This window comes from Infirmifilum lucidum (assembly GCF_014876775.1).
GTDB lineage: Archaea > Thermoproteota > Thermoprotei > Thermofilales > Thermofilaceae > Thermofilum > Thermofilum lucidum.
Window position 1 is genome coordinate 94470 of record NZ_CP062310.1, and the last position, 25330, is coordinate 119799.

Consider the following 25330-nt stretch of genomic DNA (forward strand, 5'->3'; position numbering starts at 1 on the left):
GCCCGCGGCGGGGCAACTACTGCTCCACGAGCAGACCCTCCCGGCCTCCCGGGAGTTGGCGTGAGGACCAATTTATAGTTGTTGGAGTATAATACTCGTGGCCAACTCTTCGCCGACAGGGGAGACGTGCTGGGGTTCCCTGGAGGAGGAGTACAGGGAGGAGGGGGCGCAGCTCATCGTAGTGTACGGTAGGAGGCGTGTCGGGAAGACAGAGGTGCTGTTGAGGTTTGCGCGGGGCAAGAAGCACGTGTACTACCTAGCGGAGAAGACCTCCATGCGGGCTAACATACCCAAGCTCGCGAGGCGCATGGCGGAGTACCTCGGGCGGGAGAGCTTCGCCAGGATAGGCTTCTCCGACTTCGAGGATCTCTTCAGGGAGTTTCTCGAGTAGAAGCCCCCGGGGAGAGGGCAGTGGTGGTTATAGACGAGTTCCCCTACCTTGTGGAGCTGGATCCCGGTGTTGTATCGCTCCTGCAGAAGGTGTGGGACATGTACCTGTCGCGCAGGCCCGACGTCGTGCTCATCCTCTGCGGCTCGAGTGTCGGCATGATGGAGACTGAAATCCTCTCCTACAGGAGCCCTCTCTACGGCAGGAGGACTGGCCAGTGGAGGGTTGACGAGCTCGAAATACCCTACTTGAGGGCCTTCGTGCCCGGCTACGCCTCCCAAGACGTCCTCAGGGTCTACGGGGCGCTCGGGGGCGTCCCCGCGTACTTAAGGCACCTCGACCCCTCTCTCGGGTTCCTGGAGAACGTCGAGAGGCTCTTCTTCAGGAGGGGGGCAGTCCTGTACGAGGAGGCCGAGAACTTGTTGAGGCAGGAGCTGCGCGAGCCCAGGAACTACAAGCTCGTCCTGGAGGCTGTAGCAGGGGGTAGGAGGAGGGTGTCGGAGGTAGCTGCTGCCATGGGCCTCGACAAGACTACTGTGAGCAAGTACCTGGACACGCTGGAGCTACTCGGCGTCGTCGGGCACGAGGCGCCAGTGCTCGAGACCCCTAAGACCAAGAAGAGGCTCTACTACATCAAGGACAACTACTTCAACTTCTGGTTCCGCTACGTACACCCCAATAGGGATCTCGTCGAGGCAGACCGCGGGGGGCGAGGTTCTAGAGGTTCTCTCCAGGGACTATGACAACTACATGGGCCAGGTGTTCGAGCGGGTAGCACTGAAGTTCATCTACAAGGCTAGCCCCCTGTTCCCAGTCGCTAGAGCAGGGAGACACTGGTTTACATCTAAGAGGGGCCCAGGGCGCTGCCACCTACACCAGTTAGGGCTAACTCCGCCCCTCTGGATCCCGGCTCTGGGAGCTGGGGGTTATCGGTGTGAGGGTTATGCCCTCGCTATGAAGCTCCGCGTGGGTTTTACCTCCCCAGTGGAGGGGTCTACGGCTAGCCCTAGGGCTTCAAGGGCGAAGGCTCCCAGGAGCGGTTCTTCTACGCTGAATACCCTCGCAGGCACCAGGTCACCCCTGCCGAGCACCTCCAGGTATATAGTTGTGTACCACGCGTCTACAGCCCTCCCGTCTGTGAGCACCGCGCTAGTCTTGAACTCGGGCCTGAGGCCCAGCTCCCTCGCTAGATCCTCGGGGAGGCAGGGGTAGGTGGCTCCAGTGTCTACAAGCGTCCTAACCTCTCTTACGCGAGTCCTCAGGGGGTCACCAACTCTAGCAGTAACGTAAACGTGGCCCACAACAAGAGCTCGTATAGAGGGTTTTTAAAAAGTTTAGTACCTGTCTACCCAATGTCTGGGTTAGGGGAACTGGCGAGCCCCTGTGCTTATTACTTAGATCCACGGGAAGGGCTGAGAAAACTAGACCTATAGCCCCTAACAGGCGCCCCGGCAAGGCCTAGCCCAACATTATATTGGGTGCTGGGACAAGAGCCGTGCCTTCATATAGCAGTTACTCCCAGATTCCCCGCGGGGGTTCTGGCTATTAGAGCTAGCCGTGCCTCGGACTTTCTCAGCTCCCCGGTTACCGGGTCGACCTCTAGCCCGAGTACTTTGAGCGCAGTCACCCCGAGTACCTCAGCGTCGCCCTCCTCGGCGAAGACGACCGCTATCGTTGCCTTCTCCCCCATGCACTCTGCAAAGGCCTCGCCGACCCACCTCTCAATGACATTGCCCTCGATGGTCTTGAACTTCCTCTTAACAACACGCTCCACACCTATAGACTCGAGCATACTCTCCCTGACCCACGTGTACGTGGAGCCAGTATCGACGATGAGCTGAAGGCCCACGCACCTTGACCTGTCACGGGGGTTACAGAGCCTTACTTCAGCGACCGTGTGTCCCACGGTGCTGGCAATGACTTGTAACATATAAGCCTTAAGTCAACACAGCGGCCGTGCGTCTTGGTGTGTATAGCTTCTTTACATGATTAATTTATTTATATACCACTTTTAGTAGTAAATATGATGAAGGCGAGAAACGCCTTTATCTGGGACTTCGACGGAGTTGTCGCGAGCACCCCACACGAAGAGGCCTTCTACGAGGGGGTCTACAACCCGGAGGAGGCCGAATACGCTATTAGGAAAATCAAAGGAGTCCTCCGAGAGCTCATAAGCGGGTAGTGAAGAGATGCGGGCAGGGTTATATTTTCAAGGCGGTAGATATATTTAACAAAAATAATACCTCTAGTAATGCCCCTCCCAGAGACCTTATTTCCATCTTTAAACGACTTCATTAATTTTTTCCAGCTTGGAAATAAGAAATAGTTTATATTCGTTTGAATATATATAACACGAGAAAATGCAGCCCCCGGGCATAGAGGCTGGAATCCACGTCTTCTTCGCGCTGCTCAGCCTACTCTCAGCATCAGCCCTGCTCGCGCTCCTACATACTGGCTCAACAAATGTAAAAATGATAAGAGCACTTGCACTAGGCACAGCGATCCTGGTGTGGCTTGCGTGGCTTGCCTCCGTTTACGTTTACACTGTTGAGTACCCAGTAGACAAAGCATTAATAGTGAAGTATCCGCAAACAGCTCTTGCACACAAGTTTGGCATGGAAGTAAAGGAACACATATTCTATACGGGTTTGCTCTTGAGTACGTTGCTGCCTATTTTCGCGTATACTGACCTGGAGAAGAGCAGAAAGCTCTTACTGTGGGCTACATTGTTCGTGATCTTAGGCGGGATTGTGGAAGAGATTCTGGGAGGCTGGGTTTCTATATCGGCGAAGATAGCGTGGACACTAAAGGCTGGAGGTGGGTGAACATGAGAGCTGCCGTGTCCTCAATAATAGGGTACATCGCCGCGGCTATGTTTAACTCAATACTCTTGGTTATCAAAGAAACAAACAAAAGCGTTTTTGACTGGCTGAAAGCTACATTTGGCCACCACTGGCTTGGTCACGGGATATTAACAATTGCCGTGTTCGTACTGGTTACGCTGTTGGCTTGGTACGCTATCAGGAGATATGAGCCGACGGACAGGGATATAGGGAGGTTAGCCATTTTGGTGGTAGTGTTTACAGCATTGAGCGTCATAATTATAGCTGGCTTCTACGCCATAGAAGTAATGGGTCATTAGTATTACTCAAAATAAAGGTGTTTTTTAGCGGGTCTTCACGTCTTGGGTAGCTACAGAAAGGATAGTAATAAACAGTGTTCCAGAATAGAGGGCTAGCGCGCTTTCGAGGGCTAATGTACTCTTTTCTCAAGGGCCGAGGCGGGAGTACGGGGCGAGCGACTGTGGGATAAGTTAATTAGTGATTATCGCGATAATCTACCTGTGGGTAGGAAAGTCTTCCTCAGGGGCATCGACGAGAAGGTATACGCGGAGGCAAAGGCTAGGGCGGCCCAGTTGGGGATAACTGTCAGCGAGGCTGTGAATATTGCTCTAAAGGCCTGGCTAGAGTCCTCACATGGCCACTGCTCTAGCGGGCCCACTAGCGCTGGGCACGGGGTAGGGGACGAGCAGGGGGTGAGGTATAGGGTTGTCGCCAACGACGGGGAGTTTGAGGAGACTTTTGACAGGCTCGAGGACGCTCTTGCGTGGCTACGGAAGCTCTACAGCGAGGGGAGGCTGAGGAACTCGTACATAGAGCCGCTGGGCGCCAAGAGGGCTAGGATAATCGAGGTCGGCATGGGGTATGACGAGTTGCGAGGAACAGTATGATACGTGGAGAAGGCCTCCCGCGCCGAGGGTGAGGGTCACCCTGGTGAACCCTGTTTCAGGCGACAAAGTTGAAGTCATGGCCTACGTTGACACAGGCTTCGACGGCTCCCTGCTCCTCACGGCTCCTCTATGGGAGAGACTGCGCCTCGGCCTCATCGAGATGAGAGAGGATGTTTACGCTGTCCACGCGGGATCCCTACCTGTCAGGCTTCAAGTAGCGCTGGCGAGCATGAGCGTCTGCGGGCTGTTCACGCTGCTCACGCGGGTGTACATGCACCCTCTACTCAAGTGGCCGCTCCTGGGGCGGGAAATCCTGAACAGGCTCTTAGTGGAGCTGAGAGGCCCAGAGCTCAGAGTGAGGGTCTCCCAGCCGCTTTGAGGCTCCGCTATGCCACGGGCTACCCTAAGGCTCTCCCGTTCTGAGGGCTCCCGTGTCTTCAGGCAGGAGGAGCCGCACGGCGAGAGTGGAGGCTAGTGCGGCCGTGCTCGAGGCCAGGAAGAGTAGCCTCGGGCTTGTTACGTCTGCCAGGTAGCCTGCGGCCATCCCTATGGTTGAACCGTATATCGTCGAGAGCACGCCCTCGAACGCGTAGAAAGTGGCTCTCTCTGTCTCGTCGCTTATGTCCATTAGGGCCTTGGAGTAGGATACCCAGAAGAGGGGCCACACCGGGACTATGAAGAAGAGGGCGAAGACGAGGGGGTTCGGGGAGAGGAAGTAGCCCGCGTAGAGTACTGCCCAGCCGAGGCCTGCAAGGGTGAACATCTGCCGCGTTGAGAGCTTGTCTGCTAGCTTGCCGTAGTGTACCGAGGATAAGCCCGCCAGCACTGTTATCGAGACTACTAGGGACCAGAGCTCGGGCGAGCCCTTGAGGTATTTCAGGAAGTATATGCCAAGTATGCCGCCGCTTATAGCCCCTGGGAGCGTCATGAGCAGCCTCGCCGCATAGAGACGCCAAAACCTCCTCGGAACGCGCGGGATCCGGACTATGTCCCTGGCTCTAGGCTTAGAGTCCTTGTTCTCCTCTCTCAACTCGAGGACTAGTAAAAGTGGTATCACGTTCAGGGCCGCGTTTAGCCTCAAGAGGTTCCTGAATCCTATAGTTGAGTAGAGCGGGCCTGAGGCTAGGCTGCCAAGGAAAGCCCCGAGAACCCCTGCGGCGTTGTACTTCCCCAGGAACTCCCCCCTCCCGTTGCGGAACTTCTCCGCAATTAAGGCTGAGAAGGCAGAGCCGCCGGCGCTTCCAGTGAAGGCTCCGAGCGACTGTATAGCCACTACCTGCTCGATGCTCGAGGCGAAGCTCAGCGCCGCACTCGCCACTACCCCGGTGCCAGCGGAGAGGACTATGAAGGCTTTACGCTTGCCGGTGGAGTCTGAGATGCGGGCCCATACCAGTGACATCGCTGCCGTGATAGCCGCTGGGAGCTGGCTACTAATGCTCGTCGCCAGGAAGCTCTTGCCCGCCAGCTCGAATATGAATACTGGGAGGAACGGCGAGACGAGGTTGCCTGCAAGGCTAGACACGAACCCATAGGCAAACAACCTTGTCTTCAGGCTGTCCCCTGGGCGCTCTGACACAAGGGTCTAACCCCCGGCCGGCTATAAAACCTTTTGAAAATTCAGAGTTAGTTATCCTCAAGCTAGTTAGGCGTCGTTTAGGCTAGCGCGGGAGAGTTCATAATTTCCACGTGAGTGCCTGGAGCTTGGGAAACCCCCTCTTCCTGGTGTCGTGCACTACTCGAGCTCTCTCAGTCCTAGTGGCGTACATGGCTTTTAAGAGTATGTCTCATGAGGCGCAGAGCCGAAAACTAGGCTTGGGGTTTCCAAGAGCCCCTACCCCTGCAGGGGCCCCGAGGTTTTCGGGACACCCCCCTCGTTCCGAGGGGCTTCGACACGGAGCGTCATCGAGGGGAGGAGGCTCTAGGGTAAGTGGCTGTGGAGGAGTTGCTTAGGGAAAACCTGGCTAGGGCTGTCCCAGACTTGGGGGTTCTAGAGGAGGAGGCCGAGAGGTACAGGCTTAGCCCGGGTGAGAAACAAGGCGTTCTGGCCGACCTGGAGAGAGTCTACTACGTCCTCTGGCTTATGAAAAAACTGGGGGGTACTTCCGCGAAAGACTGTGCTTCGGCGGGGGTGCAGTACTCAACTACATTTTCCTCAGGAGCTACGGCTACGCCCCCAGGTTTACCTTTGACCTAGACGCGAGGTGGCTGGGGGAGGTTAGAGCGAAGCACTCTCTCCTCGAGGAGATAGCCGGGTTCAATGCGTACTTGAGGCGTGAGGTTTCCGTAGACATGCCTGTCTCGAGCACCGCGAGCATTCCCCTCTATACCTCCGAGTATGACGCCGAGAAGGACTTCTTCCCAGACATACTCTCACTGAGAATGCCAGTTATCACGAGGTGGAGTAGGCTCGAGTTCTACCGTTTTGCCTCGAAAGTCTCGGGGGGTCGAGATGGACTACAACTTGATTAGAAGGCTTAAAGCGGTTTTCAGGGAGACTGTCGGGAGAGAAGGCGCACTGATCGACTACGTCAGGTTTGAGGTCTCGGTGGGGGAGGCTTACCCTTGCAAGTACTACGTCGTGGATCTCCCCTTCAGGCTTGGGAGGCACGAGCTCAGCATCACCGAGGTGGAGTACCAGCTGGCTGCCAAGATTGCAGGCAGGCTCTGCAGGGACTTCGGGGACGAGTTACCGCTAGTTGCTCACGACATCCTCAAGGCCGTGCTCGACCTTAGACTGCTACGCCACGTGGACGAGGCTGCTGTGAGGCGCTATGTAGAACAGCTCGGGTGTACTCGCGGCTCGCTCCAGAGGGTCAGGGAGAACCTCCGCGCAGTCCTAGGCTTCCCAGAGTTCTACGCGAGCCACTACTACCTCTTGGTTAGGAGAGAGTCGGGACTCGAGAACCTGGTTGAGGGCATTGAAGCGGGTATCCAGAGGGTGCTGGGGGCTCTACGAGAGCCTCAGCGCCCCGTCTAGAGGCGTAGGACGACCTTTACTTGATCCCTCTCGAAGGCCTTCTCGAAGGCCCTCGGCGCGTTCTCTAAGCCGTCCAGCACTGCTGTAGCTAGAGGCTTGACCCTCCCCGTCTTCAGCATGTCTAGAGCAAGCCTGAACTCGCGGAAGGTTCCGCACCTAGTCCCCACTATCCTGAGCTCCTTCACAACAGCCTTCGTCAAGTTGGCCTGGAAGACGCCTCCAGGCGTGGACTTCAAGTGTATGACGCCGCGGGGCCTAGCTATGTCTATGGCCAGGTCTAGGGCACTCGTGCTACCCGTCGCCTCGAACACTACGTCGAAGCCTGGGATGGACGCCTCGCGCATGTAGTCGCCCAGGGCGGACAGCGGGACAACATCCAGGCCGACGGAGCCGAAGTACTTCGCCTTCGGGCTCCCGTCCCTCACTACTACAGCGGCGTCCCACACGCCCTTCTCCTTGAGAACCTGGGCCAGGAGGTAGGCTATGTTCCCGCTCCCCAGTATCGCTACCCTATCGCCGGCTCTCACGGGGAACTGGGCGAGCGCGTTCAGGACTGCCGCGAGCGGCTCGGCGAACGTCGCCATCACCGGGTCCAGGCCTGACGCGTCGTGTAGCGCAGTCACAGGGGCCACGAAGTACTCGGCCATGCCGCCGTCGAAGTCTATCCCGAGGGTCTTCTTGTAGGGGCAGTGGGTGTACAGGCCGCTCCTGCAGAGCTCGCACTTCCAGCACGGAAAGTTTATCTCGCTCACGACTAGCCTGCCCAGGAGCTCCCCGGGCCCCTTGACGACGGTGCCCGCGACCTCGTGCCCCAGTGTAATGGGCTTCTTGAAGAGGGGGTACGTGCCGGAGTAGAACGCCTTGTCTGTGCCGCAGATGCCCACAGCCTCCGTCTTTACAAGCGCCCAGCCCTCAGGGGGCTTGGGGTCTTCTACCTCCTCTACTCTCAGGTCTCTAGGCCCGTACAGCCTGACGGCCTTCATTAAGAAGTGCAGGGTTCGAGGGCTCATATACTTGACGGCTGATACCTTTATATGATCCCGCAGGGTAGCTTTTCGCGTGCATGAGTGGGCTTTGGCAGAGGCTGTCGCCAGGACAGTCGAGGAGCTTGTTCTAAGCGGCAGGGACGTGAAACACGTGGAGGTCGTCCTCGGTGAGCTCCAGGCCGTGGACGAGGAGGTTTTCCGGGTGGCGCTAGAGGAGCTACTTAGCTCGCTTAGAGCAGAGAAGGGGGTAAGCGTCGGGGGCTTCACGATCACGAGGGAGAAGGCGCTCTTCAAGTGCAACGTCTGCGGCCACACGTGGAGCCTCGACGAGTGGGGGGTCGCGGAGGAGTTCAGGGAGGCCATACACTTCGTCCCCGAGGCCGTCCACTCGTACTACTCGTGCCCCAAGTGCGGTAGCAGGGACTTCGAGATAGTCAAGGGCAGGGGCGTGCAGGTGAGGGTGAGGTAGGTGGAGCTGGACTTCAGGGCCCCCCTCATACGCGAGAGGCTCTCAAGCATAAAACTCGTAGTGCCCGTCGCGAGCCCCAAGGGCGGCGTCGGGAAGACTACTATCGCGTCAGCCCTCTCCGTGTTGCTGGCGAGGAGCGGCGTCAAGACAGGCGTGCTGGACCTAGACTTCACGAACCCCACGACGCACATAATGCTCGGAGTCGACACCGCGTCGGCTATGCCTGAGGAGGAGAAAGGCGTACTGCCCGTCAGAGTGGAGGAGAACCTGGAGCTCATGGGGCTGGCCTTCTACACAAGGGACAGGCCGCTCCCCCTCAGGGGCCACTCGGTCGTGGACGCGCTACGAGAGGTGCTCGCCATCACGAGGTGGTCCTCGACGGTGCTCGTAGTAGACTCCCCGCCGGGCCTCTCGGACGCGCTACTGGAGATGCTGAGGCTGGCTAGGGGCTCGAGAGTTCTCGTGGTATCGGCCTGCGACAAGCTCAGCCTGGTGTCCACGAAGCGGATCCTGGAGTTCCTGGAGCACGAGGGCGTAGCCGTCCTGGGGGTCGTGGCGAACATGTGTAAAGACTGCAGGGGCCTGGAGGAGGCCCTGGGCGTGAAGCCCCTCGACTGCGTCCCGCGCTTCGAGCAGCTACGGGAGGGGGACAGGGACAGGCTCGCAGAGCTCTTCTCAGGTACGTTGGCCGGGGTTCTAGGCAGGGTCAGGGAGGCCTTAGACTAAGGGCTCTATACCCGAGGCCAATTTCCCTTCTTTACGCACCGAAATTTTTTAGTATCATGGTACTAATGATCATGATCATTAGTATCATGTGGTGTTGATGGCGGGCAGGTTTATCGACAGGGAGGAGGAGCTCGAGTACCTCGAGAGGCTCTACCGGGAGGGTAGGCCTCACATGGTTGTCCTCTACGGCAGGAGGAGGATAGGCAAGACGGAGCTCGCGAAGAAGTTCATTGAGGGCAAGAAGAGCGTCTACTTCCACGCGGTGAGGCAGGACTTGAGGCTAGAGGCTGAGAGGCTGGCCCGCGTCGTTTCAAGAGCTCTTGGGACATACGTGGAGCCCGACTTTGAAGAGGTGTTCAGCAGGCTCGCGGAGCAGGGGAGAGTAGTCGTAGTGATCGACGAGTTCACGCACTGGGTCGAGGAAGACCCCAGGATTCTCACAGTACTCCAGAGGGTCTGGGACGAGTACCTCGCGCAGAGCAGAGTCTTCCTACTCCTCGTCGCCTCAGCAGCCACGCTCGTCGAGAAGAGTTTCTCCTATGGGAGCGCGCTTTACGGCAGGAGAACCGGGCAGTGGAAGCTGGGCGAGCTCGAGCCGAGGTTCGTGCGAGACTTCCTCCCAAACTATAGCCTCGAGGAGCTCGTGGCAGTCTACGGTTGCGTGGGCGGCGTGCCATTCTACCTCTCGCTCTTCGACCCCTCGAGGAGCCTAGAGGAGAACATCAACGCACTCTTCTTCAGCAAAGGCGGTGTACTCTATGAGGAGGCCGAGAACCTCCTGAGGTACGAGCTGAGAGAGCCCTACACGTACTTCAACATAGTCAGGGCCATTGAGGAGGGCGCCACGTCCTACTCGGAGATAGCCGACAAGGCTAGAGTGAGCGTCACCACGCTCCCAAAGTACCTCCACGTCCTCGAGAAGATGGGAGTCGTAGAACGCGTCAAGCCCGTCCTCGGCAGGGCCAGGCCCGTCTACGCTGTTAGAGACAACTACCTGAGGTTCTGGGTCCGCTACGTCCTCCCCAACAAGGACAGAGTCGAACTCGGGGCCTACAGGTTCAGGCTCCAGGAGATGTGGGACTACCTCCCGCTGGTCTTCGAGGAGATGGTCAGGAGGTCGCTCAAGCACCTCTGGAGGAAAGGCGTCCTCCCCTTCCTGGGCACGTGCGGGAAGTACTGGGAGAGAGACCTGGAAGTCGACGTCCTCTGCCTGGAAGGCGAGAAAGTCCTCGCGCTCGAGGTGAAGTGGGCCGAGCTCGACGCCGGCGAGGCGCGGGAAACAGTCCAGGAGCTCAGGAGGAAGCTCGGCTACCGCGAGGGCTACTATGGAGTCGTCGCAAAGAAGATACACGGCTACTTCGAGGGCCTGAAAGTGGAGCTGGCAGACTTGTTCTAGAGCTCCCGGTGTTGGCGCTCTGCGAGAAGCTTGTGGATTTAGACTCCACAATCCTTATATATTCTTGTGGATTTAGACTCCACACAATATGGGCTTGCTGTCGGAGGTTACGAGAGAGTATATAGGCTCCCTCCAGTTCGTGAAAGCGGTAGAGCGCGAAGCCCGGATCCCCACCCACATAACAGACATCGTGGCAGTAGTCGGGGCTAGGAGAGTGGGCAAGACTTTCCTCATGCTACAGAAAGCCAGGGAGCTACTCGAGAGGGGGGAGAACGTCATCTACGTGTCCATGGACGAGCCGTTCTTCAGGAGAATGGAAGCCAGGAAGCTCGCCGAGCTCGCCAAGTCAGAGTACCCCGAGGGCAGGATCCACCTGTTCCTGGACGAGGTTCAGGAGTGGAGGAACTGGGACTTTAACCTGAGGTGGCTACACGACGTGAAGGACTTCTACATCTACGTCTCGGGCTCGTCCTCGACACTCCAGTCGTCAGAGATACCGAGCAGACTCAGGGGGAGGTACGTCTCAGTAGTCCTCCTGCCGTTCTCCTTCAGGGAGGCCGCGGGGCCTCTGGGCGCTGGGGGCTTCCGGGACAGGGGCACGGCTAGGGGCCTGCTAGAGGACTACTTGAAGTGGGGCGGCTTCCCAGAAGTCTGGCTCGCGAGGAGCAGGGAGAAGCTCGTCTCCATAGTCGAGACAGTGTTCTACCGTGACATAGTCGAGAGGCAGGGGGTCAGGAGCGTGGGCGAGTTCAAGGAAGTGTTCTACTACGTGCTGTCCCAGTACGGCAACGCGGTCACCTGGCGCTCGCTTAGGAGGCTACTCGAGGGCGAGGGCCTGAAGCTGGACACCAAGACCCTGATAAGGTACGTGTACTCGATGCAGCAGGCCTTCCTGTTGTTCCAGGTCAAGAAGTTCTCCTTCTCCGAGCGCGAGAGAGCCGTATCGCCGAGGAAGATATACCTCGTCGACCACTCGATAGCCACGCTCTTCGAGCAGCCCATGGACCTCGGGAGGAGAGTGGAGAACGTAGTGTACACCCACCTCCTGAGGAGGACAGGCGACCCCGAGAGGATATCGTACTACACCACGCGGAGGGGCAGGGAAGTCGACTTCATAGTGCGGGAGCCGGGCGGGGCGACGAGGATATACGAGTCCACGCTCAGGGCGACGCGGGAGCACGTCGACAAGGCCGAGCAGGCGTGCAGAGAGCTGAAGTGCTCCCACGCCACAGTCGTGGCGCTAGAGGCCGAGGAGTTGGAGGGCCTGCCGGAGAGGGTCAGCGTAGTCCCCCTCTTGGAGTTCCTGCTTAGAGGCTGACTTGGGGAGAGCTCGGTTGTAAAGACTCTACACGTGCAGTGTCTCACGGGGGGAGGGGAAAATATAGAGTAGTGCGTAGTACGTAGTACTGTGAAGAAGGTAAGGGTCACGAGGAAGTACCAGGTGACTATCCCCAAGGAGGTCAGAGAGCTCGTAGGCGTAAGAGTTGGCGACGAGCTCAAAGTGACGGTTGAGGGCAACAGGATCGTGTTAGAGTCCCTGAAGCCCGTAGTAGGCAACCCCGTTGACTACCTCTCCTCCCTCAGCCCTAAGCCAAGCGACCTGGACGCGGTCAAGCTCGTGGAGGAGTCGTGGCACGAAGACTAGCGCGTACCTGGACACGGACATCTACGTCTGCGTCGCCCTGAGGAACAGGACGTACTACGAGAAGTGCAGGGCGATACTCTACGACGCCTACTCCGAGCGGGTAAGGGCCTACGGCTCGCCAATAGTAGCGGCGGAGTTGCTGGGCTCCCTTTCACGCGTCGACGCGAAGCTGGCGCGCGAGGCGATGAAAGCCTACCTCGCAATGCCTGTAGTAAACCTCGAGGTCACGAGCGAGACACTACTCCTGGCCTCACTCGTGAACACTGTAACCAACATCGGGTACGACGCCATCCACGCGTCCCTCCTCCTCTTGAACGCATAGACACCGTAGTAACCAACGACGTGGACGACTGGGCGAGGCTCAGGAGGAGCCTGCCTAGAATCGCGGCAGAGGCCCGCGACAACGGGCTCGACGTCAAAACAGAGGACATCAAGGTAGTCACGCCCGACACGTACCCAAACCCCCTCACCTGAATACCCACTACACGCGGTAAAGCCGGCAGAGCTGGAGCTAGTTGACGGGCGAGGAGGTGAGTGCCCTGCGGGGAGTGCCGGAAACCCTAAGTAGCACTTGCGTACTCTTTACCACGTGGAACTACTGAAGCTCGCCACCCTCCTCCAGCGCGCGTCCTTCACGGTAGACGGGAACCGGCTCCGCGTCTACGTAGACGGCAGACACGTAGCCGACGTGCTCTTCCACGACGAGAAGCTACTCGACACCGTAGTGAAAGCCCTCCGGAAGCACGGGAAAATACGGCAGGACTAGCCCGCCGAGCTCCTGCGGTTAAGGGCCACCAGAATTTGGGAAAAATTAGTTTGATAACGTAACAATTTTCGACAATTCCTCTCGCGAAGATTTTTATATTTAACATGTAATATTATCTTGTGTCGTACTAATGCCTCCGGATCATATGCTTGGATACCCTACGCAGTTCCTTTGCCCAACCGGCTCAATTGCATACAGGTTCTTTAGACCCGTTAAGGATAAATACATGGGTCGAAGTGGCGAAGAGTACGGCTACTGGCGCTACGTGTTCTACGTCTTCAATTACTTGGGCGACTATGCAAGTGTCCTAGCAGTCAATCACTCTGGCGAACGACTACGAGATCAACTCAAGCATGCGGTATACAAGTTTCCGGTAGAGGAAAAGGGCGATAGGGTACTGACCCATACTTCACTAAAGGAGGTTATAAGTAACTTCCAGAGCCACTACGTTATAAACCACATGGTACAAGCTGGAGAAATGTTACACTTCTACACGAGGGGGCTGAGAGATAATGGGCCCTGGCTATTCAGCGAGACTAACATTAAGATCCCGGGAAAAGGAGTTTACTATCGAGTGGGCGTCTTCATAACGAGACTATTTCGCAGAAAGCCAGACACTACCCAGATGCCTGGTGGAGTTTCGTGCAGAAAAATAGCTGAACTCCTTAGAGGTGAGGAAGAGGGCTATGCCGTGCAGGGCTCCTCATCGCAGGTCTACGTCCTGACGAACAGCCCTGACACCGAGTATATCAGGCCACGCAGTGTTGACGTGTGTGTGGCCGACGATGTCGAAGAGAGAGCCGAGGGGTTGGCTTTCGCGATCTACCTGTCTCCAAAGGGTGAACTAAAAGGGCTTCCGACAATACCCGTGATCCTCCACGTAGAGAGCATCCATCCAGACTTCCTATACAAGTACCTAATCCACATTGCGTGGCATAAGCTGATGCACAGCGTAGTAAAGAAAGGGAGAAGAGAAGCCTCCCTTATTGAATTCGAGGAAGTATACAATAGGCTCCGAGAGAGAATAAGGGAAAGACTCGGTCATATTTCTGATATGTTCAGAGGCACGCCTACTAGGGGACAGACGCTTGCAGAGACTCTGCTCGAACTCAGCCCACGCGTCTTCACGTGGAATAGATCAAAGAACGTGATGAGACGGGAGGTCAACGTGGACATCCTTGCTGGGAAGGTCATGAGGAACTATGAGTTCGGCGAGGAGATTCAGGTGGCATCTTTAGAACATAACATCAGGCACTTCAAGAGAGTAAGAGAGGAGTTGTACGGGGAGTACGTGCTGCTCTAGTCAGGGCTTCTCCAGGACGAGTAGCCTCTCGACCTTTATGCCGTCGGTTGCAGAGCAAATCCCGTTGTAGAGCTCTTCGAGCAGCCAGCTCGGGAAACTGCAGGGTACATGAGGGGCAAGTATAGCCTCATACCCCACCCTGAACATAGCTCCTCAATATTAGGCGGGCGGCAGCCTTGGAAGTTAGCCACTCTCCCAGCAAGGGGTTCTTTGTCCCGCAGTACCTTGGCTTAATCATCGTGCAGTTATAGCACCCGTCGAAGCATATAGGCTGGTAAGCCATGTAAATAGCGTTTGCAATAATCTTCATACTGCCTATGAGGTCTCTAGTATTATCACCAGTGTTAGCGGTTCTAGCCAATTTGATTATGAGTCTTCTAAATTGAGACAGAGGGTAGTATAGTTGCCTGTAAGGCTCCCCCTTCTCTGGATCGTGCAAACCAAACGCATCCTCATAGGCGTCCAGAATTTCACGTTGAATAATCTCTCTGACGTCTTCGCGCTGGTTCTCGAGGATGACTTTCATAGTTCTGTGGTACAGCCCAGAGTGTCGTTTCCACAGATCATAACACGGGTCATTGCCTCCACTTTCATCAATGCCTATGTATTTCAGGAGCCGCTCAACTACATTCTTCGCGTCTTTAAGGTGAAGTTTTGTGTCGTCTAACATGTTAAAACTTTCCTTTACAGCCTGGGAATTTTTGATCTTTTCAAAAGAAAAGTCGTCGTCTATTGATATGAGAACATAACCCTTGAGTGTGTTGGAATTTGATTTCACGACATAGATGTATCCATCAATAACGAGGTTCTTCTTACGTATACCAAGTTTCTCCGCACTAATGCCACTACCACTACGTGGGATCTCCAAGACCAGTATCTCCCGCATTTTGGACAGCGGTACATTGAATATGTCGTGGATATAGTGCATGAGCAAGTGTGAGATCGCATGGAGTCCGAGTTCTGCCAGCGAGAACACGACAAATATCTTCAGGTACTTCTCGCGGGTCTCAGCCCTTTTATACTTGAGCTCTAGTGAATTAAGAGGTGTTTTTAACTCATCCATCACCTTTTTCTCTATAATATCTTTCACCATGGACAGGAGATTTTCAGAGGAGAGTTTAGAGGAGCTAGCTGGTCTTTCCTTAAGCTCCTCGTAGAGAGAGTACAAGAATAACTCGAGACTCCTCGTCTTTAGATACCTATACTTCAGCCTGAAGTCCTCACCTCCAACACTTATGTCCATGTGGAGGCTTCTCTGAGCTATAGGGACAAGTCTGAAGATTTTCCTATCTGCTTCCTGGTCTCCTTTTGTTAAGAAAGCCCGGATAGCCTGAGAGTGTGCCAGAGCTTTTAGTATAGCCTTTGGATCCATTTTGCTTATTTTTCCGTCAATATCGTCGAAGAAGGAGCTCAAGTCGATTCTCAGCACGAACGTGGCAGCCGAGAAAGTGACGCTTGAAAACACATTTAGAGGCCTAGGCGTTTTGCCTAACTTCAAAAGTCTGCCGACCACCGGCGTCGGGATTATATATTCAAACTGAACCGAGGTGTCCCTATCTTTGAGAATTAACCAACTCCCGAGTAGGGACTGCATCAGCACGTCTCTGACTATGTACAAATTGAGTGCTCCTGAGAACTCTCCCCCGAGTATTCGTGAGAGTGACTCATACGGCACACTGAGAATGAATGGGTATACCGTTTGGTAAGGTTCGCTGTGAGATGGAAGGATTCTCCACAGGTAGACAACCGCCTTATCACTGTGGTACTCATGAGTTACATTCTTGTTATTACGCACTACCTCCACGTGGAGCTTTACATTCCTCCGACGCAGGCTCCTTATTTTAAATCCAAGTCTAAATATTTGCTTTGCGTACTCGAACGGTACGAAAAGAAAGAATACAGCACTAGACTTGTCGGAGTCCCGTTGAACCGTGAACGAGACAGCTACAAGCCCACTCAGGTCGTCTGAGAACATGTATACAAAGTATACGTGGTGCTTACTTCCAAGACCGAACTCTGTAGTTACAGAATTAATTTCGTCGTCCGACACATCTCTCCTAATCTCTTCTAAAATTCTCAAGGTATCTGCAATATCCGCTACTGGGCTGACCAGATATTTACCTCCCACGTCTTTTATTTGAGAAAACTCAAGGTAGACCTCTACCAACCTGTCTTGCGTTGAAGATCGAATGGAAAGCTTAGAGGTGTACACTGCAAGTTTTCTATCCGATGGAAACAAGGGAAAGTTAAACTTAACCTTCCTGCCCGTAGTCATGTAGAGCGTCACCCTGAGTGAAGAGGCCTGACCTCGTAGGAGGCTTCAACGAAGTCGCTAATGCTTTCGTATTCGCTCTTGCTCGACGGAAGAATATACAGGAATTTTTCTGGTTCGAGAAGATCCGAGTACACTCCTGGCGGTGTAATCTTGGCTGGGATTTCACTAGCAATCTTGCCTTGCACGCTACTAGGTAGGGTGTCCATTAGTTTTTCAATGAGACGCACGCGTAGTTGGATTAGCATACTATGACATTCACTTGAAATTTCGCGTCCGAATTTTCGCCTTATGTCTTCTAGCCTATATATGTAAGACAGGAGGTTAATTTTCTCATTATGTCTTCTAGCGGAATTTTCTTCAAGTTCATGTTTTATTTCTAATATTACCTCCTCTATAGGAGGCAAATTTTCTCTACAGTCCATGATCCTATCGATGAGAAAATTAAAATCATATTTGTACGCATGCTCATCCTTAATGCTGGAAAATTTTTTCACAGCCAATAGCCACTCTTCATAGTATGGGGGCGAGTAGCCAAATATTTCCCCAAGAGTTTCCTTTAGCTTCTCTCCAAGGTATAAGAATTCTGTGGTGCTTTTTCTTCCTTTCACGTCTATAACAATTGATGCAGCCACGCGACTGACTATAAGGTCTTCTAGAGGACTCATTCCGGTCGCTATTGGCTTTAGGTTGAATACGTAAGTGAAAGCTTCTAGCGGGTCTAGGAACGTTAAGTCCTCGCCAGTGTTACGCTGAATGAGGACTAGAGTACTCACGTACAGCGAGTCCAAGCTCCTCCCGGATCGCCCCCACCTCTGCTGGAGCTCGGACGGGTTTGGCTCAGAGCCATACTGCACGGTCAAGACGAGGTTCGGAAAATCTACTCCGACCTCGAGTGTCGACGTGCTCAGTACGAGGCGCAATTCTCCATTACGCATCTTCTGCTCAAGCTGATGCCTCTTTCTGCGTCCAAGGAGGCCGTGGTGACGATCAACGAATGACTTATGTTGCTCGCTTACCCTCCTTACAAACTCGAAAACATCTGGGAAAACGTGTTGTACTTTCCTGCTAACATCTTTAACATCTTCTACGGGGGTTCTGCTTACTTCTCTCAGCTTGTCTAACGTGATATAAAAGGAAAGATTATGGAAGCGGAAGGGTAGCATGACTGTGTCACCTGCCTTATCCTCATGCGGAGATCGGAAGAGTATATCGAAGAGTGATGGCTTAACTTGCCTGTCTCCGAAGAAAGGTGCGAGCATAGCCTCAACAGCTGTGACCTCCCTTCTACCTTTGCTTAAGTCTTTGCCTCTCCCTACACTGGTAAAGGTCAGAAGAACTCTATCTACATGATCCTTCGCCTCTACAATTTGCCTGTTAATGAAATAACTGTAAATTTCTCCCTGTGACTCGCGCGAGTCAATAAATGCTATCGAGAAGCTTCGCTTCAGCTCCTTGACCGGAAGCGAGCGCAGGGCATTCACCCAATGAAGGACAGTTACCAAGCTCTTATTGAGGCTTGTCTTCGATGATTTCTCCGGGAATGGGTGAGTAACCATTGAAATGTCCACCTTGTACCCCCCTCGGTAGGTACTCGATGGCCCGACGTAGCTTTCGGAGAGAAGCGCGTAGTAGTCGTGGTATACCAGCTCCCTGTCACCAAGCCTATCGTAAAGTCTCTCCCCGGTAATCATCCTGATAAAGTTCCTTATCTCCTGTACTACCCTCTTCTCGCGCTCTTTGCCCTCCTCGTGTCGCTTTCTCAGGTTTACTACCCCTAAGACCCCGCTTGGGTTTAAGCCGGAACTCTTATCGGATCCAGCCCTATTGGTAAGAGTAGCACTGGACATAACGAAGTCAAACCTTTTAAGTTCTCCTGTAGGATCTGTCGAATCCTCAAGCGCGGCGATGATAAACGCGACAAGTGACGCGGAAAGTTTCTCCCTGCTCTCAGCATCCCTATATATGTGGGCCTCGTCCACGACGATCGTGCCCACTCTTCTGGCAAATTCTCTGAAGGTTTCGCCAGAGACAATAGAGTCTCTCGAAAGCTGGTACAGCATCACTTCATTCGTGACGAGTATGTCTACCTTCCCGTAGTCTTCTATAGATTTTGTATCGAATAACCAGTCTATTTTCTCACTATACCCGTCTTCTCTCCTCAATTCAACGTAGTATTCTTCATCGGAGTAGCCGTGGTATAGCTCTGCTCTTCCACCAATGTTTAGCTCTAAGTCTCTTAACTTCTGCCGCTCCACATTGTCACGATCTTGTTTTAGTGAGTCACCGTCGCGAATTGCAACTCTGAGCTTCAGGTTCTTATCGATGCTCTCCAGCTCCTTATTCAAGAAGTAGAGTAGCTCTATAATCTTCTTTAACTGGTCGCTTGCAAGAGACTTCCTCGGGTAGATCAAGATCGCTTTGAAGCGCGTGCTGTCGCCGCCCTCTTTACTGCGGGCCTTGAGCGCGAGTATTTTGGCTATAATGAACACAGTGAAAATTAGAGTCTTCCCGGACGCGACAGGCGACGATAACACTATATCCATGCCGCTGGCCGCACTGCTTCTAGAAGCCTTCTCCAGGATATCGCTCAGGTACTTGTACTGGAAAAGCCGCAGCCTACCGTAACCCGCCTCTTTCAAGCTACTCACAACAGCGCTGGCAATTTCATCGGCGCGGGTGACTTTATTGCTTTCAAAGTACTGCTTCAGAAGCCCTTTCAGCTCATCTACCTGTCTGCTCAGATCCGGTGCCTCGTCACCTTCAACGTCCCTCCGGGGGTTAGCAATGAACGGTAGCACGTGTGCCTCGTAATTCGTAATACGGTCGGGAAGAGAGCGCGCGAACGACACCATTCGGAAGAGCTCGCCGTGCATTGTCTTGAAGAAGACGTATCTGTTGACCTCAAGCTTTTGCTTTAAATCCTGATAAGCTTTTGAGATATCGCTGGATCTCAGGCCAAAGGACGAGAAAAACCGCTCAAGTTGGTGGTAGTGCTTAATGCCTATCAAGTCACTGACCGACTCAGCTTTAACGGTCTTTACACTATTGCCGCTCTCCGCGCTAGCTTCTCTAATTAGTTTCTCCGAGACTTCTAAGTAGTTCAAGTTATCGTCTGGCACCGTGAAAACGGGTTTTACCAGGCCTGTATACAGTAACACGAGCACTATGCAGTTAAGGCCGTCTAGGAGGTCGTGCCCGGTGCCAGCAAGTCGTGTCGGGAGCCCCTCGGCGCACCCGTCTATGTACCCAGCCTTAGACTTTATCTTCTCTACGAGCCTCCCGAGCTCCTCCCGCACTCTCTTAGCGTCTTCTTCCTCGACGCGGGTTAGATCCCGCAGATCGTACCCGGTGGTTCTGCGCCTTACTGCGTTGAGGATAGCGTACAGCAGCGTAGCGTAGTCTAGTGCTCTCTCAACGTTAGTGTACGTGTAGTTTGGGAAGTCGGAGTAGGCAATGTAGCCGATACTGCTCGGGATAGTCTTAGCAAAAATGCTGTTACCGCGAACTACAGCTATCTCGTTCAGGAGTATCTCGTGGTAAATGTCGAGAAGCTCCGGGGTCTCCTCTAGGCTGAGTCCCTGCCTGCTCTCCTGGGTACCCCTCCAGCTATGCATGCACTATGCACCCCTTGTTGACGCAGTAGTTACAGTAGTCGCCCACTACGAAGACTCCAGGCCCCCTGAAGCCCTTCATGACTTTATCGGGTTTAGACTCTTTGAGCACGCGTTCAGAAACCTCGATTAGCAAGACTTTACCTGGTGCTGCGCGATAGGCTAAAAAGGCTTTGATCTTTGCATTCCTCCCCCTGGGTTTCTCCCTAATATAGCTATAATAGTATTCCGCGAGCTGCATCAGGTCTACGAGGCTAAGGCCAGCCGAGGAGTAGCCCTTACACTCTACCACTAGTATTTCGTCGCCCTTTGTGCAGAGAACGTCGACACGGCCTGTGCTCTCGCCTTCGCGCTTAACTCCTGCCTCTAACTCACACTCGTAGCCCATCCCCTCAAATACCCGGCTTACCTGAAACTTGAGGTTCTCGTGTTCCTGGTGAATACCCGGCCCGGGCCCACGTGCTGTAGAAGGCTTGGTGTAGTTCAGGCACACGTTTAGTCTGGCCTTGACTTTAGAACCTAACACCGCCACAATTAATTCATTATTAGTCATATTTTAAATAACTTTCTTTATGCTCCTATGCTTCAAGTATCGCTACTACGAGCACTACGCCTAAATTGTTACCCCGTCTCCTACGCCAGGAGGCCTTTCTCGTGGAGGAGCTTCAGGATCCTCACTGCCTGTGACCGGGACTTCACCCTGATGATCACCCTGTCGCCTGCTACCGAGTACTCGACGCCCGGCGGCAGGAGGTTCACTGCGCCTGCCTTGGCGGCGATCACGTAGTAGCCTTCCGGGTCGCGCCTCCCGAGGTGCTGGTAGACCCCCCGCGGCATCCCGTGCTCTAACCCGGCGGAGAGGTATTAGGCTTACTGCCCGGAGGGCGTGGCGCTAGCTCCTCACGTGCACGAGTACTGTGGCGCTGGCGTGCACGCTCCCTGGGGCGGTTCTGGGGAACGTGACTTCTAGCCTGGCTAAGCCTCCCTCGTGGAACACGACAGTGAGAGTGTTCTCGACAACGCCGCCTGGGTCGAGGCGCCTCTCCTGCAAGACCTGTGCGCACACGTCCCGCTGGGCCGGCTCGACGAAGGTTATGCTGCTCGATAGGTCTGACGACACAGACACGTCTGGGTCGCACGGGGTGGGCGCGTAGTAGGCTAGAGTACTGCTACCCACGTTGGCTACGGCTACTCTCAGCGTGAGGGGCTCCCCCACTTTAGCGTAGTACCTCGGGAGCTCTACGCGGAGCTCGACTGGCCCCTCCCTGACGGCTACCTGGTACGTTGCGCTCGTGCCGGAGACCTTGTCTTCGACTAGGGCGGCTAGCAGCCTGTGGGCGCTGAGGAGGCCCCCGGGTACCCTGCTAGAGGCGACTCCGGGGTCAACCCACTCGAGGCGCCTCCCGTCGAAGTCGAGGCTGTAGGTGAAGAAGTCTGCGGCCCCCTGCTTCGCCTGGACGCTAGTGTCCGGGAGTGTCTTCAGTAGCTCGTAGATGCCGTGTACGAGGCCTAGGGATTCTGGGTCGAGCTGGATCCTCCTCTCCTGGCCGAGCTTCAAGTCGCGGAGGAGGACGCCCCCGTCCTCGCAGAAGACGTACTCCCTGTCGAGGCCTGCGAGGCCCCCGGTGACCCTGTAGGCGAAGAGTGCTCTCGCCCGTGCCGTGCCAGAGAGGAACACCGCTACTACCAGGAAGACCGCTGCCGTTGAGGCGAGGAGCACTAGCCTTACATCCATAACAGCCCACTGACTGCGCGGCTTAAAAGCTTAAAGTAGCGGCGCTACGTGGCGCGCGAACCGCCTCGACGCTTGAGTAATCGAGCTTCCCCGGGAAGAAACGTACTGATAGATTGACGTCTTTACTTAAGAAAAAAGTATGAATTATGTTGAAAACACCTCGAGGCTGAGATTTTATTGTTGCTTTATTTGTATCTTCCAACGTCCATCCATTTGGCGGATCGCACAAATATGTTGAAGAATAAATTCCCTTACCAACACAAGAATACCCAAGACCAATTTCATACAAACAACAATATCCCGAATCACATTCTGCGTTGCTTAAACATGCTTTTTTAGGCCTATAAGTATAACTAGAGCCAGTAAAGTAGCAAGTTCGTGTTGGTGTATAGGACATTCACAAACATATTTTGTATGTGTACCAGGATCGTAGCCACTACAATCATCATCTTTTAAACATTCAACAACTTGTACGTCGCAGCTAACAGAATTATCCACATATGCACACTTTGAAGTATCATAGCTTGAAGCTGCATGGCATCTTCCCTGATAGGTATAGGTTCCTAGAGTAGAAGGAGAGTTAAAGTTTATGAATAAGAGTACTAATTGCATGCATCATTTACATAAATATTACAAGCTTGTTGCTGCGCACTACTTGAAGATACAGCAGAATAATCAAATCACTATAGAAACATCCCACCCTCTCGGGTGAGGGTAGACGAGAGCCTGCGCAGGTTCAGGTACTCCCTGTGGAACTCGGCCTACAGGCACGGAAGATTTATTGCGCCCGCGTGCCCAGTAGACTCGTGGAGTTCCTGAGAGGGAACGCTCTGAAGTTCCTGGGGCTCGCCGAGGAGATGCTGGAAAGGGGGGACTACGGGCTAGCCATGTTCTTCGTGGAGCAGTTCTTCCAGCTCTCCCTCAAGTACGTCCTCTACAGGAAGTACGGCGACTTCCCGAAGACGCACAGCCTGAGGATCCTGTTCGAGCTGACGAAGGAGGAGAGGTACACCGAGTTCTACAGGGAGAACCTGGACCTGCTCAGGGAGATAAAGCTCTCGCACGTGGCGTCCAGATACTTCGACGTGGAGTACAGCGAGGGCGTGGCGAGGAGGGCTGTCGGGCTGGCCAGGAGGTTCAGGGAGGTGGTATGACAGGCGTCTACGAGGACTACTTCGAGAAGCTCAGGGGGGCTGTTCAGGAGGGCCATGGAGGTGGCTAGAGAGGTGAAGAGGAGGGCTGAGGCCATGTTCGGGAGGTGCGAGGTCTACGTAGTCGGGAGCTTCGCGAGGGGGGAGCATAGGCTGTCGTCAGACTTTGACGTGCTCGTGGTCGCCGAGGGCATACCGGATAGAGTGGACTTCGAGTGGTACTACGACGTGGCCAGGAGGCTCGTAGACGAGGAGGGGGTGAACGTGCACCTCCTGAGCCCCAGCTCCTTCGCGAGGCTGGAAAAGATGTACAAGGACAGGGTCAGGGTAGAGTAGCGGGCATGAGAACAGAGGAGTTGATGTGTGGCTAGACACTTGGTGCGCGAGTGCCTGCAGAGGTAGCTACCTTTTCACCCCTAGTGTACCCGCCTCCTTCTAGCGCCCGGAGGAAGGCTTTTTACCGCGACCCGCGCCAGTATTAGTGGATGAGGAGGGAAGTTTCGGCTGAGGAGTGATGACTAGCTCCACCGACCGACTGCCCTGGAGGCCTTAATACTGGTATTGTATTATTTCGCTTGCCCAGCCTTCCTCACGCAGGCGTCCTCGATTATCGCCCTAACCCTTATTGGGTCTGCAACACCTAAGAGGGGCACCGAGCCGGCGTAGTGGCCCGGGACACTGAGTATGATATTGCCGTAATTCAGCAACCTGCCGAAGAGCCCCTGGGTGACTATGGAGCTCGCTATGCTGTCGAGCTTAGCCTCGCACACCCTCCTGCCGATCAGGCCGTACTTGCCGGTAGACACTCATGTTCGTCACTAGGTATTCTGCAGACTTCACGCGCAGGAAGGCCCAAAGGAGGAACACCACGCCCAGCCCAAAAGTCCACGCAGTGAGCACGAACAATAACAGTAGAAGCCAGTTAGCCTTCCAGCTCATCCTCCCGTACCAGAGCGGCTGCTCGCCCTCCAGTAAGTGGAGACCCGCCGGGAGAACAACGATTTGCGACATCACTCATAATGAATAAAAACTTTGCCTGGAGGCCCCATCACGGCCATTGTGGCCCGACAGGCTACCTCTCGTACGACGCTACTACGTGGAGCCCGAGCTCCCTGGCCCTCCTGCTGGCGTCAGGGTAGATCACGTAGCCGAACAACACTCCCACGACTCCAGCCCGCTGCTCCGAGAGCGGCTTGTACACTTCCCTGTAGAACTTCTCGACGTCCCGCCCGTCTATCCTTGACTTGCACTCGCCCACTACTAGGACTCTCTCGCCTCCCCTAGTGCCCTCCCCGTACAAGTCCACCTCGACCAGCCTGCCGTCCACCTCGACGAAGCCCCTCTCCAGCTCTACTTCGACGCCTATGTGCCTGTACAGCCAGCCGGGCAACACGACCCTCGCTATGTCCTCGAGCCCGAAACCCACGGCCTCGGAGAGCCTACCAACCTGAACCCTGAGAGCATCCACGGCCTCGACAAGCTTCTCCAGCCTCTCCTCAGTCCTCCTCTGGGCCTCAGCGAGCTCTTCTACTCTCCTAGCAAGCGCCTCTAGCCTCTCCTCGGTCCTCCTCTGGGCCTCAGCAAGCTCTTCTACTCTCTTAGCCAGCGAGTCAAGTCTAGCCGTGAGTACCTCGAGCCTCTCCTCAGTCCTCTTTTGGGCCTCTGCGAGCTCGCCGACTCTAGCCGCTAGCTTGTCAAACTCCTCCCGCGTGACCTTGATGTCCCTGACTTTGTCCTCGACGACTTTGACAATGAACTCGTAGAGCTCCGCAGAGATAGCCATCAAGTACCCAAGAGTACACACCCACGAGCGTTTTTTAAACGTGTCGCCCAGCAGAGGCCGGCACGTGAGGTAGCCCAATATACTAAAAGTTGTATTTATTAACAGAATGGGGGCGTGGGGGTGGCGGGGCGGACGCGGGAGAAATCCATGCAGCGCTACTAGCGCACGAGGCGGCAGGGAGGATACGCGAGAGGACGTGGAGGAGTGGGAGAGGAGAAAGGGTGGGGGTGCACGGGAACACGCGCGTCGCTGGCGCAGTGTGTAACATCTAGGGCCTAGTGGCCGCGGCCTTCCTCCTGGCACTCCTCGGCCTGTCATGCCTCCAGGCGGTCGTCTGACTGTAGGCTCCCTGGCTGCAGTACCGTGCTACCTGTACAGCCCCTGAGCCC

Annotated in this window: 33 protein-coding genes and 1 pseudogene; 22 read left to right on the top strand and 12 right to left on the bottom strand. The window is 54.9% G+C overall.

Annotated elements, in window-relative coordinates:
- Nucleotides 1–97: 97 nt before the first annotated feature.
- Together IG193_RS00520 and IG193_RS00525 are read left to right on the top strand one after the other, a co-directional pair.
- Nucleotides 98–391 (top strand): ATP-binding protein, encoded by a 294-nt coding sequence (locus IG193_RS00520; RefSeq protein WP_192818957.1) that lies wholly within the window; start codon nucleotides 98–100, stop codon nucleotides 389–391.
- A gap of 20 nt (nucleotides 392–411) precedes the next feature.
- Nucleotides 412–1131, top strand: a complete 720-nt coding sequence (locus IG193_RS00525) for an AAA family ATPase (protein ID WP_192818958.1) — start codon at nucleotides 412–414, stop codon at nucleotides 1129–1131.
- A gap of 198 nt (nucleotides 1132–1329) precedes the next feature.
- Here IG193_RS00525 and IG193_RS00530 read toward each other — a convergent pair whose 3' ends face one another.
- Together IG193_RS00530 and IG193_RS00535 are read right to left on the bottom strand one after the other, a co-directional pair.
- Nucleotides 1330–1689 (bottom strand): aspartyl protease family protein, encoded by a 360-nt coding sequence (locus IG193_RS00530; protein WP_192818959.1) that lies wholly within the window; start codon nucleotides 1687–1689, stop codon nucleotides 1330–1332.
- Nucleotides 1690–1889: 200 nt separating this feature from the next.
- Complete coding sequence (locus IG193_RS00535; RefSeq protein ID WP_225876093.1) at nucleotides 1890–2294, bottom strand: hypothetical protein; 405 nt, start codon at nucleotides 2292–2294, stop codon at nucleotides 1890–1892.
- Nucleotides 2295–2411: 117 nt separating this feature from the next.
- Between IG193_RS00535 and IG193_RS00540 the strand changes: the two genes are divergently transcribed.
- The 5 genes from IG193_RS00540 (at nucleotide 2412) to IG193_RS00560 (ending at nucleotide 4497) form a co-directional block, all read left to right on the top strand.
- Nucleotides 2412–2570, top strand: a complete 159-nt coding sequence (locus IG193_RS00540; protein ID WP_192818961.1) for a hypothetical protein — start codon at nucleotides 2412–2414, stop codon at nucleotides 2568–2570.
- Between the two features lie 178 nt (nucleotides 2571–2748).
- On the top strand, nucleotides 2749–3213 hold the full coding sequence (locus IG193_RS00545) for a hypothetical protein (RefSeq protein WP_192818962.1): 465 nt from the start codon (nucleotides 2749–2751) through the stop codon (nucleotides 3211–3213).
- 2 nt (nucleotides 3214–3215) lie between these two features.
- Nucleotides 3216–3530 carry a hypothetical protein gene (locus IG193_RS00550; RefSeq protein WP_225876094.1) on the top strand — a complete coding sequence of 105 codons (315 nt, stop codon included), beginning with the start codon at nucleotides 3216–3218 and terminating at the stop codon, nucleotides 3528–3530.
- Between the two features lie 201 nt (nucleotides 3531–3731).
- Nucleotides 3732–4118 (top strand): hypothetical protein, encoded by a 387-nt coding sequence (locus tag IG193_RS00555; protein WP_192818963.1) that lies wholly within the window; start codon nucleotides 3732–3734, stop codon nucleotides 4116–4118.
- Nucleotides 4093–4497 carry a pepsin/retropepsin-like aspartic protease family protein gene (locus IG193_RS00560; RefSeq protein WP_192818964.1) on the top strand — a complete coding sequence of 135 codons (405 nt, stop codon included), beginning with the start codon at nucleotides 4093–4095 and terminating at the stop codon, nucleotides 4495–4497. The genes IG193_RS00555 and IG193_RS00560 overlap by 26 nt, the downstream gene beginning before the upstream one ends.
- Nucleotides 4498–4521: 24 nt before the next feature.
- Here the strand turns inward: IG193_RS00560 and IG193_RS00565 are convergent, their stop codons facing one another.
- The gene (locus IG193_RS00565) at nucleotides 4522–5694 is read right to left on the bottom strand and encodes an MFS transporter (protein ID WP_192818965.1); all 1173 of its coding nucleotides are present in this window, start codon (nucleotides 5692–5694) and stop codon (nucleotides 4522–4524) included.
- A 357-nt stretch (nucleotides 5695–6051) separates the two neighbouring features.
- On the opposite strand from IG193_RS00565, the gene IG193_RS00570 reads away from it, so the two are divergent.
- The 3 genes from IG193_RS00570 to IG193_RS00580 all read left to right on the top strand — a co-directional run bounded on the left by IG193_RS00570 (nucleotide 6052) and on the right by IG193_RS00580 (nucleotide 7095).
- Nucleotides 6052–6312 (top strand): hypothetical protein, encoded by a 261-nt coding sequence (locus IG193_RS00570; protein WP_192818966.1) that lies wholly within the window; start codon nucleotides 6052–6054, stop codon nucleotides 6310–6312.
- Between the two features lie 71 nt (nucleotides 6313–6383).
- A complete protein-coding gene (locus tag IG193_RS00575; protein WP_192818967.1) occupies nucleotides 6384–6587 on the top strand; it encodes a hypothetical protein in 204 nt (67 codons plus the stop codon).
- Nucleotides 6568–7095 carry a hypothetical protein gene (locus IG193_RS00580; RefSeq protein ID WP_192818968.1) on the top strand — a complete coding sequence of 176 codons (528 nt, stop codon included), beginning with the start codon at nucleotides 6568–6570 and terminating at the stop codon, nucleotides 7093–7095. The genes IG193_RS00575 and IG193_RS00580 overlap by 20 nt, the downstream gene beginning before the upstream one ends.
- Here the strand turns inward: IG193_RS00580 and IG193_RS00585 are convergent.
- Entirely contained in the window at nucleotides 7092–8078 is a 987-nt protein-coding gene (locus IG193_RS00585) for an MDR/zinc-dependent alcohol dehydrogenase-like family protein (RefSeq protein ID WP_192818969.1), read from the bottom strand. The two genes, IG193_RS00580 and IG193_RS00585, sit on opposite strands and share 4 nt — an antisense overlap.
- Nucleotides 8079–8154: 76 nt before the next feature.
- Between IG193_RS00585 and hypA the strand changes: the two genes are divergently transcribed.
- From hypA to IG193_RS00625, 9 genes are all read left to right on the top strand, one after another.
- Nucleotides 8155–8550, top strand: a complete 396-nt coding sequence (gene hypA / locus IG193_RS00590; RefSeq protein WP_192818970.1) for a hydrogenase nickel incorporation protein HypA — start codon at nucleotides 8155–8157, stop codon at nucleotides 8548–8550.
- Complete coding sequence (locus IG193_RS00595; RefSeq protein WP_192818971.1) at nucleotides 8551–9276, top strand: P-loop NTPase; 726 nt, start codon at nucleotides 8551–8553, stop codon at nucleotides 9274–9276. It begins immediately after the preceding gene.
- A gap of 97 nt (nucleotides 9277–9373) precedes the next feature.
- The gene (locus tag IG193_RS00600) at nucleotides 9374–10672 is read left to right on the top strand and encodes an ATP-binding protein (protein WP_192818972.1); all 1299 of its coding nucleotides are present in this window, start codon (nucleotides 9374–9376) and stop codon (nucleotides 10670–10672) included.
- A gap of 88 nt (nucleotides 10673–10760) precedes the next feature.
- Nucleotides 10761–11990: an ATP-binding protein gene (locus tag IG193_RS00605; protein WP_192818973.1), complete on the top strand. Its 1230-nt coding sequence runs from the start codon at nucleotides 10761–10763 to the stop codon at nucleotides 11988–11990.
- 90 nt (nucleotides 11991–12080) lie between these two features.
- The gene (locus IG193_RS00610; RefSeq protein WP_192818974.1) at nucleotides 12081–12317 is read left to right on the top strand and encodes an AbrB/MazE/SpoVT family DNA-binding domain-containing protein; all 237 of its coding nucleotides are present in this window, start codon (nucleotides 12081–12083) and stop codon (nucleotides 12315–12317) included.
- Nucleotides 12235–12639, top strand: a complete 405-nt coding sequence (locus tag IG193_RS00615) for a type II toxin-antitoxin system VapC family toxin (protein WP_192818975.1) — start codon at nucleotides 12235–12237, stop codon at nucleotides 12637–12639. Before IG193_RS00610 ends, IG193_RS00615 begins: the two co-directional genes overlap by 83 nt.
- Before the next feature lie 20 nt (nucleotides 12640–12659).
- A complete protein-coding gene (locus tag IG193_RS09230; protein ID WP_263971719.1) occupies nucleotides 12660–12791 on the top strand; it encodes a hypothetical protein in 132 nt (43 codons plus the stop codon).
- A gap of 115 nt (nucleotides 12792–12906) precedes the next feature.
- Entirely contained in the window at nucleotides 12907–13083 is a 177-nt protein-coding gene (locus IG193_RS00620; protein WP_192818976.1) for a hypothetical protein, read from the top strand.
- Nucleotides 13084–13213: 130 nt separating this feature from the next.
- A complete protein-coding gene (locus IG193_RS00625) occupies nucleotides 13214–14386 on the top strand; it encodes a hypothetical protein (RefSeq protein WP_192818977.1) in 1173 nt (390 codons plus the stop codon).
- Here the strand turns inward: IG193_RS00625 and IG193_RS00630 are convergent, their stop codons facing one another.
- The 6 genes from IG193_RS00630 to IG193_RS00655 all read right to left on the bottom strand — a co-directional run bounded on the left by IG193_RS00630 (nucleotide 14387) and on the right by IG193_RS00655 (nucleotide 22007).
- Nucleotides 14387–14524 carry a hypothetical protein gene (locus IG193_RS00630; RefSeq protein WP_192818978.1) on the bottom strand — a complete coding sequence of 46 codons (138 nt, stop codon included), beginning with the start codon at nucleotides 14522–14524 and terminating at the stop codon, nucleotides 14387–14389.
- Nucleotides 14514–16661, bottom strand: a complete 2148-nt coding sequence (locus IG193_RS00635) for a hypothetical protein (protein WP_192818979.1) — start codon at nucleotides 16659–16661, stop codon at nucleotides 14514–14516. The genes IG193_RS00630 and IG193_RS00635 overlap by 11 nt, the downstream gene beginning before the upstream one ends.
- A gap of 8 nt (nucleotides 16662–16669) precedes the next feature.
- On the bottom strand, nucleotides 16670–20275 hold the full coding sequence (locus IG193_RS00640) for a DEAD/DEAH box helicase (protein WP_192818980.1): 3606 nt from the start codon (nucleotides 20273–20275) through the stop codon (nucleotides 16670–16672).
- Nucleotides 20268–20804: a PD-(D/E)XK nuclease family protein gene (locus IG193_RS00645; RefSeq protein WP_192818981.1), complete on the bottom strand. Its 537-nt coding sequence runs from the start codon at nucleotides 20802–20804 to the stop codon at nucleotides 20268–20270. The genes IG193_RS00640 and IG193_RS00645 overlap by 8 nt, the downstream gene beginning before the upstream one ends.
- Nucleotides 20805–20905: 101 nt before the next feature.
- Complete coding sequence (locus IG193_RS00650) at nucleotides 20906–21109, bottom strand: hypothetical protein (protein WP_192818982.1); 204 nt, start codon at nucleotides 21107–21109, stop codon at nucleotides 20906–20908.
- A gap of 55 nt (nucleotides 21110–21164) precedes the next feature.
- Complete coding sequence (locus IG193_RS00655; RefSeq protein ID WP_192818983.1) at nucleotides 21165–22007, bottom strand: hypothetical protein; 843 nt, start codon at nucleotides 22005–22007, stop codon at nucleotides 21165–21167.
- 806 nt (nucleotides 22008–22813) lie between these two features.
- Here IG193_RS00655 and IG193_RS00660 point away from each other — a divergent pair.
- Both IG193_RS00660 and IG193_RS00665 read left to right on the top strand, forming a co-directional pair.
- A complete protein-coding gene (locus IG193_RS00660) occupies nucleotides 22814–23161 on the top strand; it encodes a HEPN domain-containing protein (RefSeq protein WP_192818984.1) in 348 nt (115 codons plus the stop codon).
- Nucleotides 23162–23185: 24 nt separating this feature from the next.
- Nucleotides 23186–23494: pseudogene (locus IG193_RS00665) on the top strand (nucleotidyltransferase domain-containing protein); the annotation flags it as partial.
- Nucleotides 23495–23724: 230 nt separating this feature from the next.
- Here IG193_RS00665 and IG193_RS00670 read toward each other — a convergent pair.
- On the bottom strand, nucleotides 23725–23964 hold the full coding sequence (locus IG193_RS00670) for a PH domain-containing protein (RefSeq protein ID WP_192818986.1): 240 nt from the start codon (nucleotides 23962–23964) through the stop codon (nucleotides 23725–23727).
- Nucleotides 23965–23966: 2 nt separating this feature from the next.
- Between IG193_RS00670 and IG193_RS00675 the strand changes: the two genes are divergently transcribed.
- Entirely contained in the window at nucleotides 23967–24185 is a 219-nt protein-coding gene (locus IG193_RS00675; protein ID WP_192818987.1) for a hypothetical protein, read from the top strand.
- Nucleotides 24186–24230: 45 nt separating this feature from the next.
- On the opposite strand, the gene IG193_RS00680 is transcribed toward IG193_RS00675, so the two are convergent.
- Nucleotides 24231–24941, bottom strand: coding sequence for a coiled-coil domain-containing protein (locus IG193_RS00680; RefSeq protein ID WP_192818988.1), 711 nt, complete (start codon nucleotides 24939–24941; stop codon nucleotides 24231–24233).
- Nucleotides 24942–25330 lie beyond the last annotated feature (389 nt).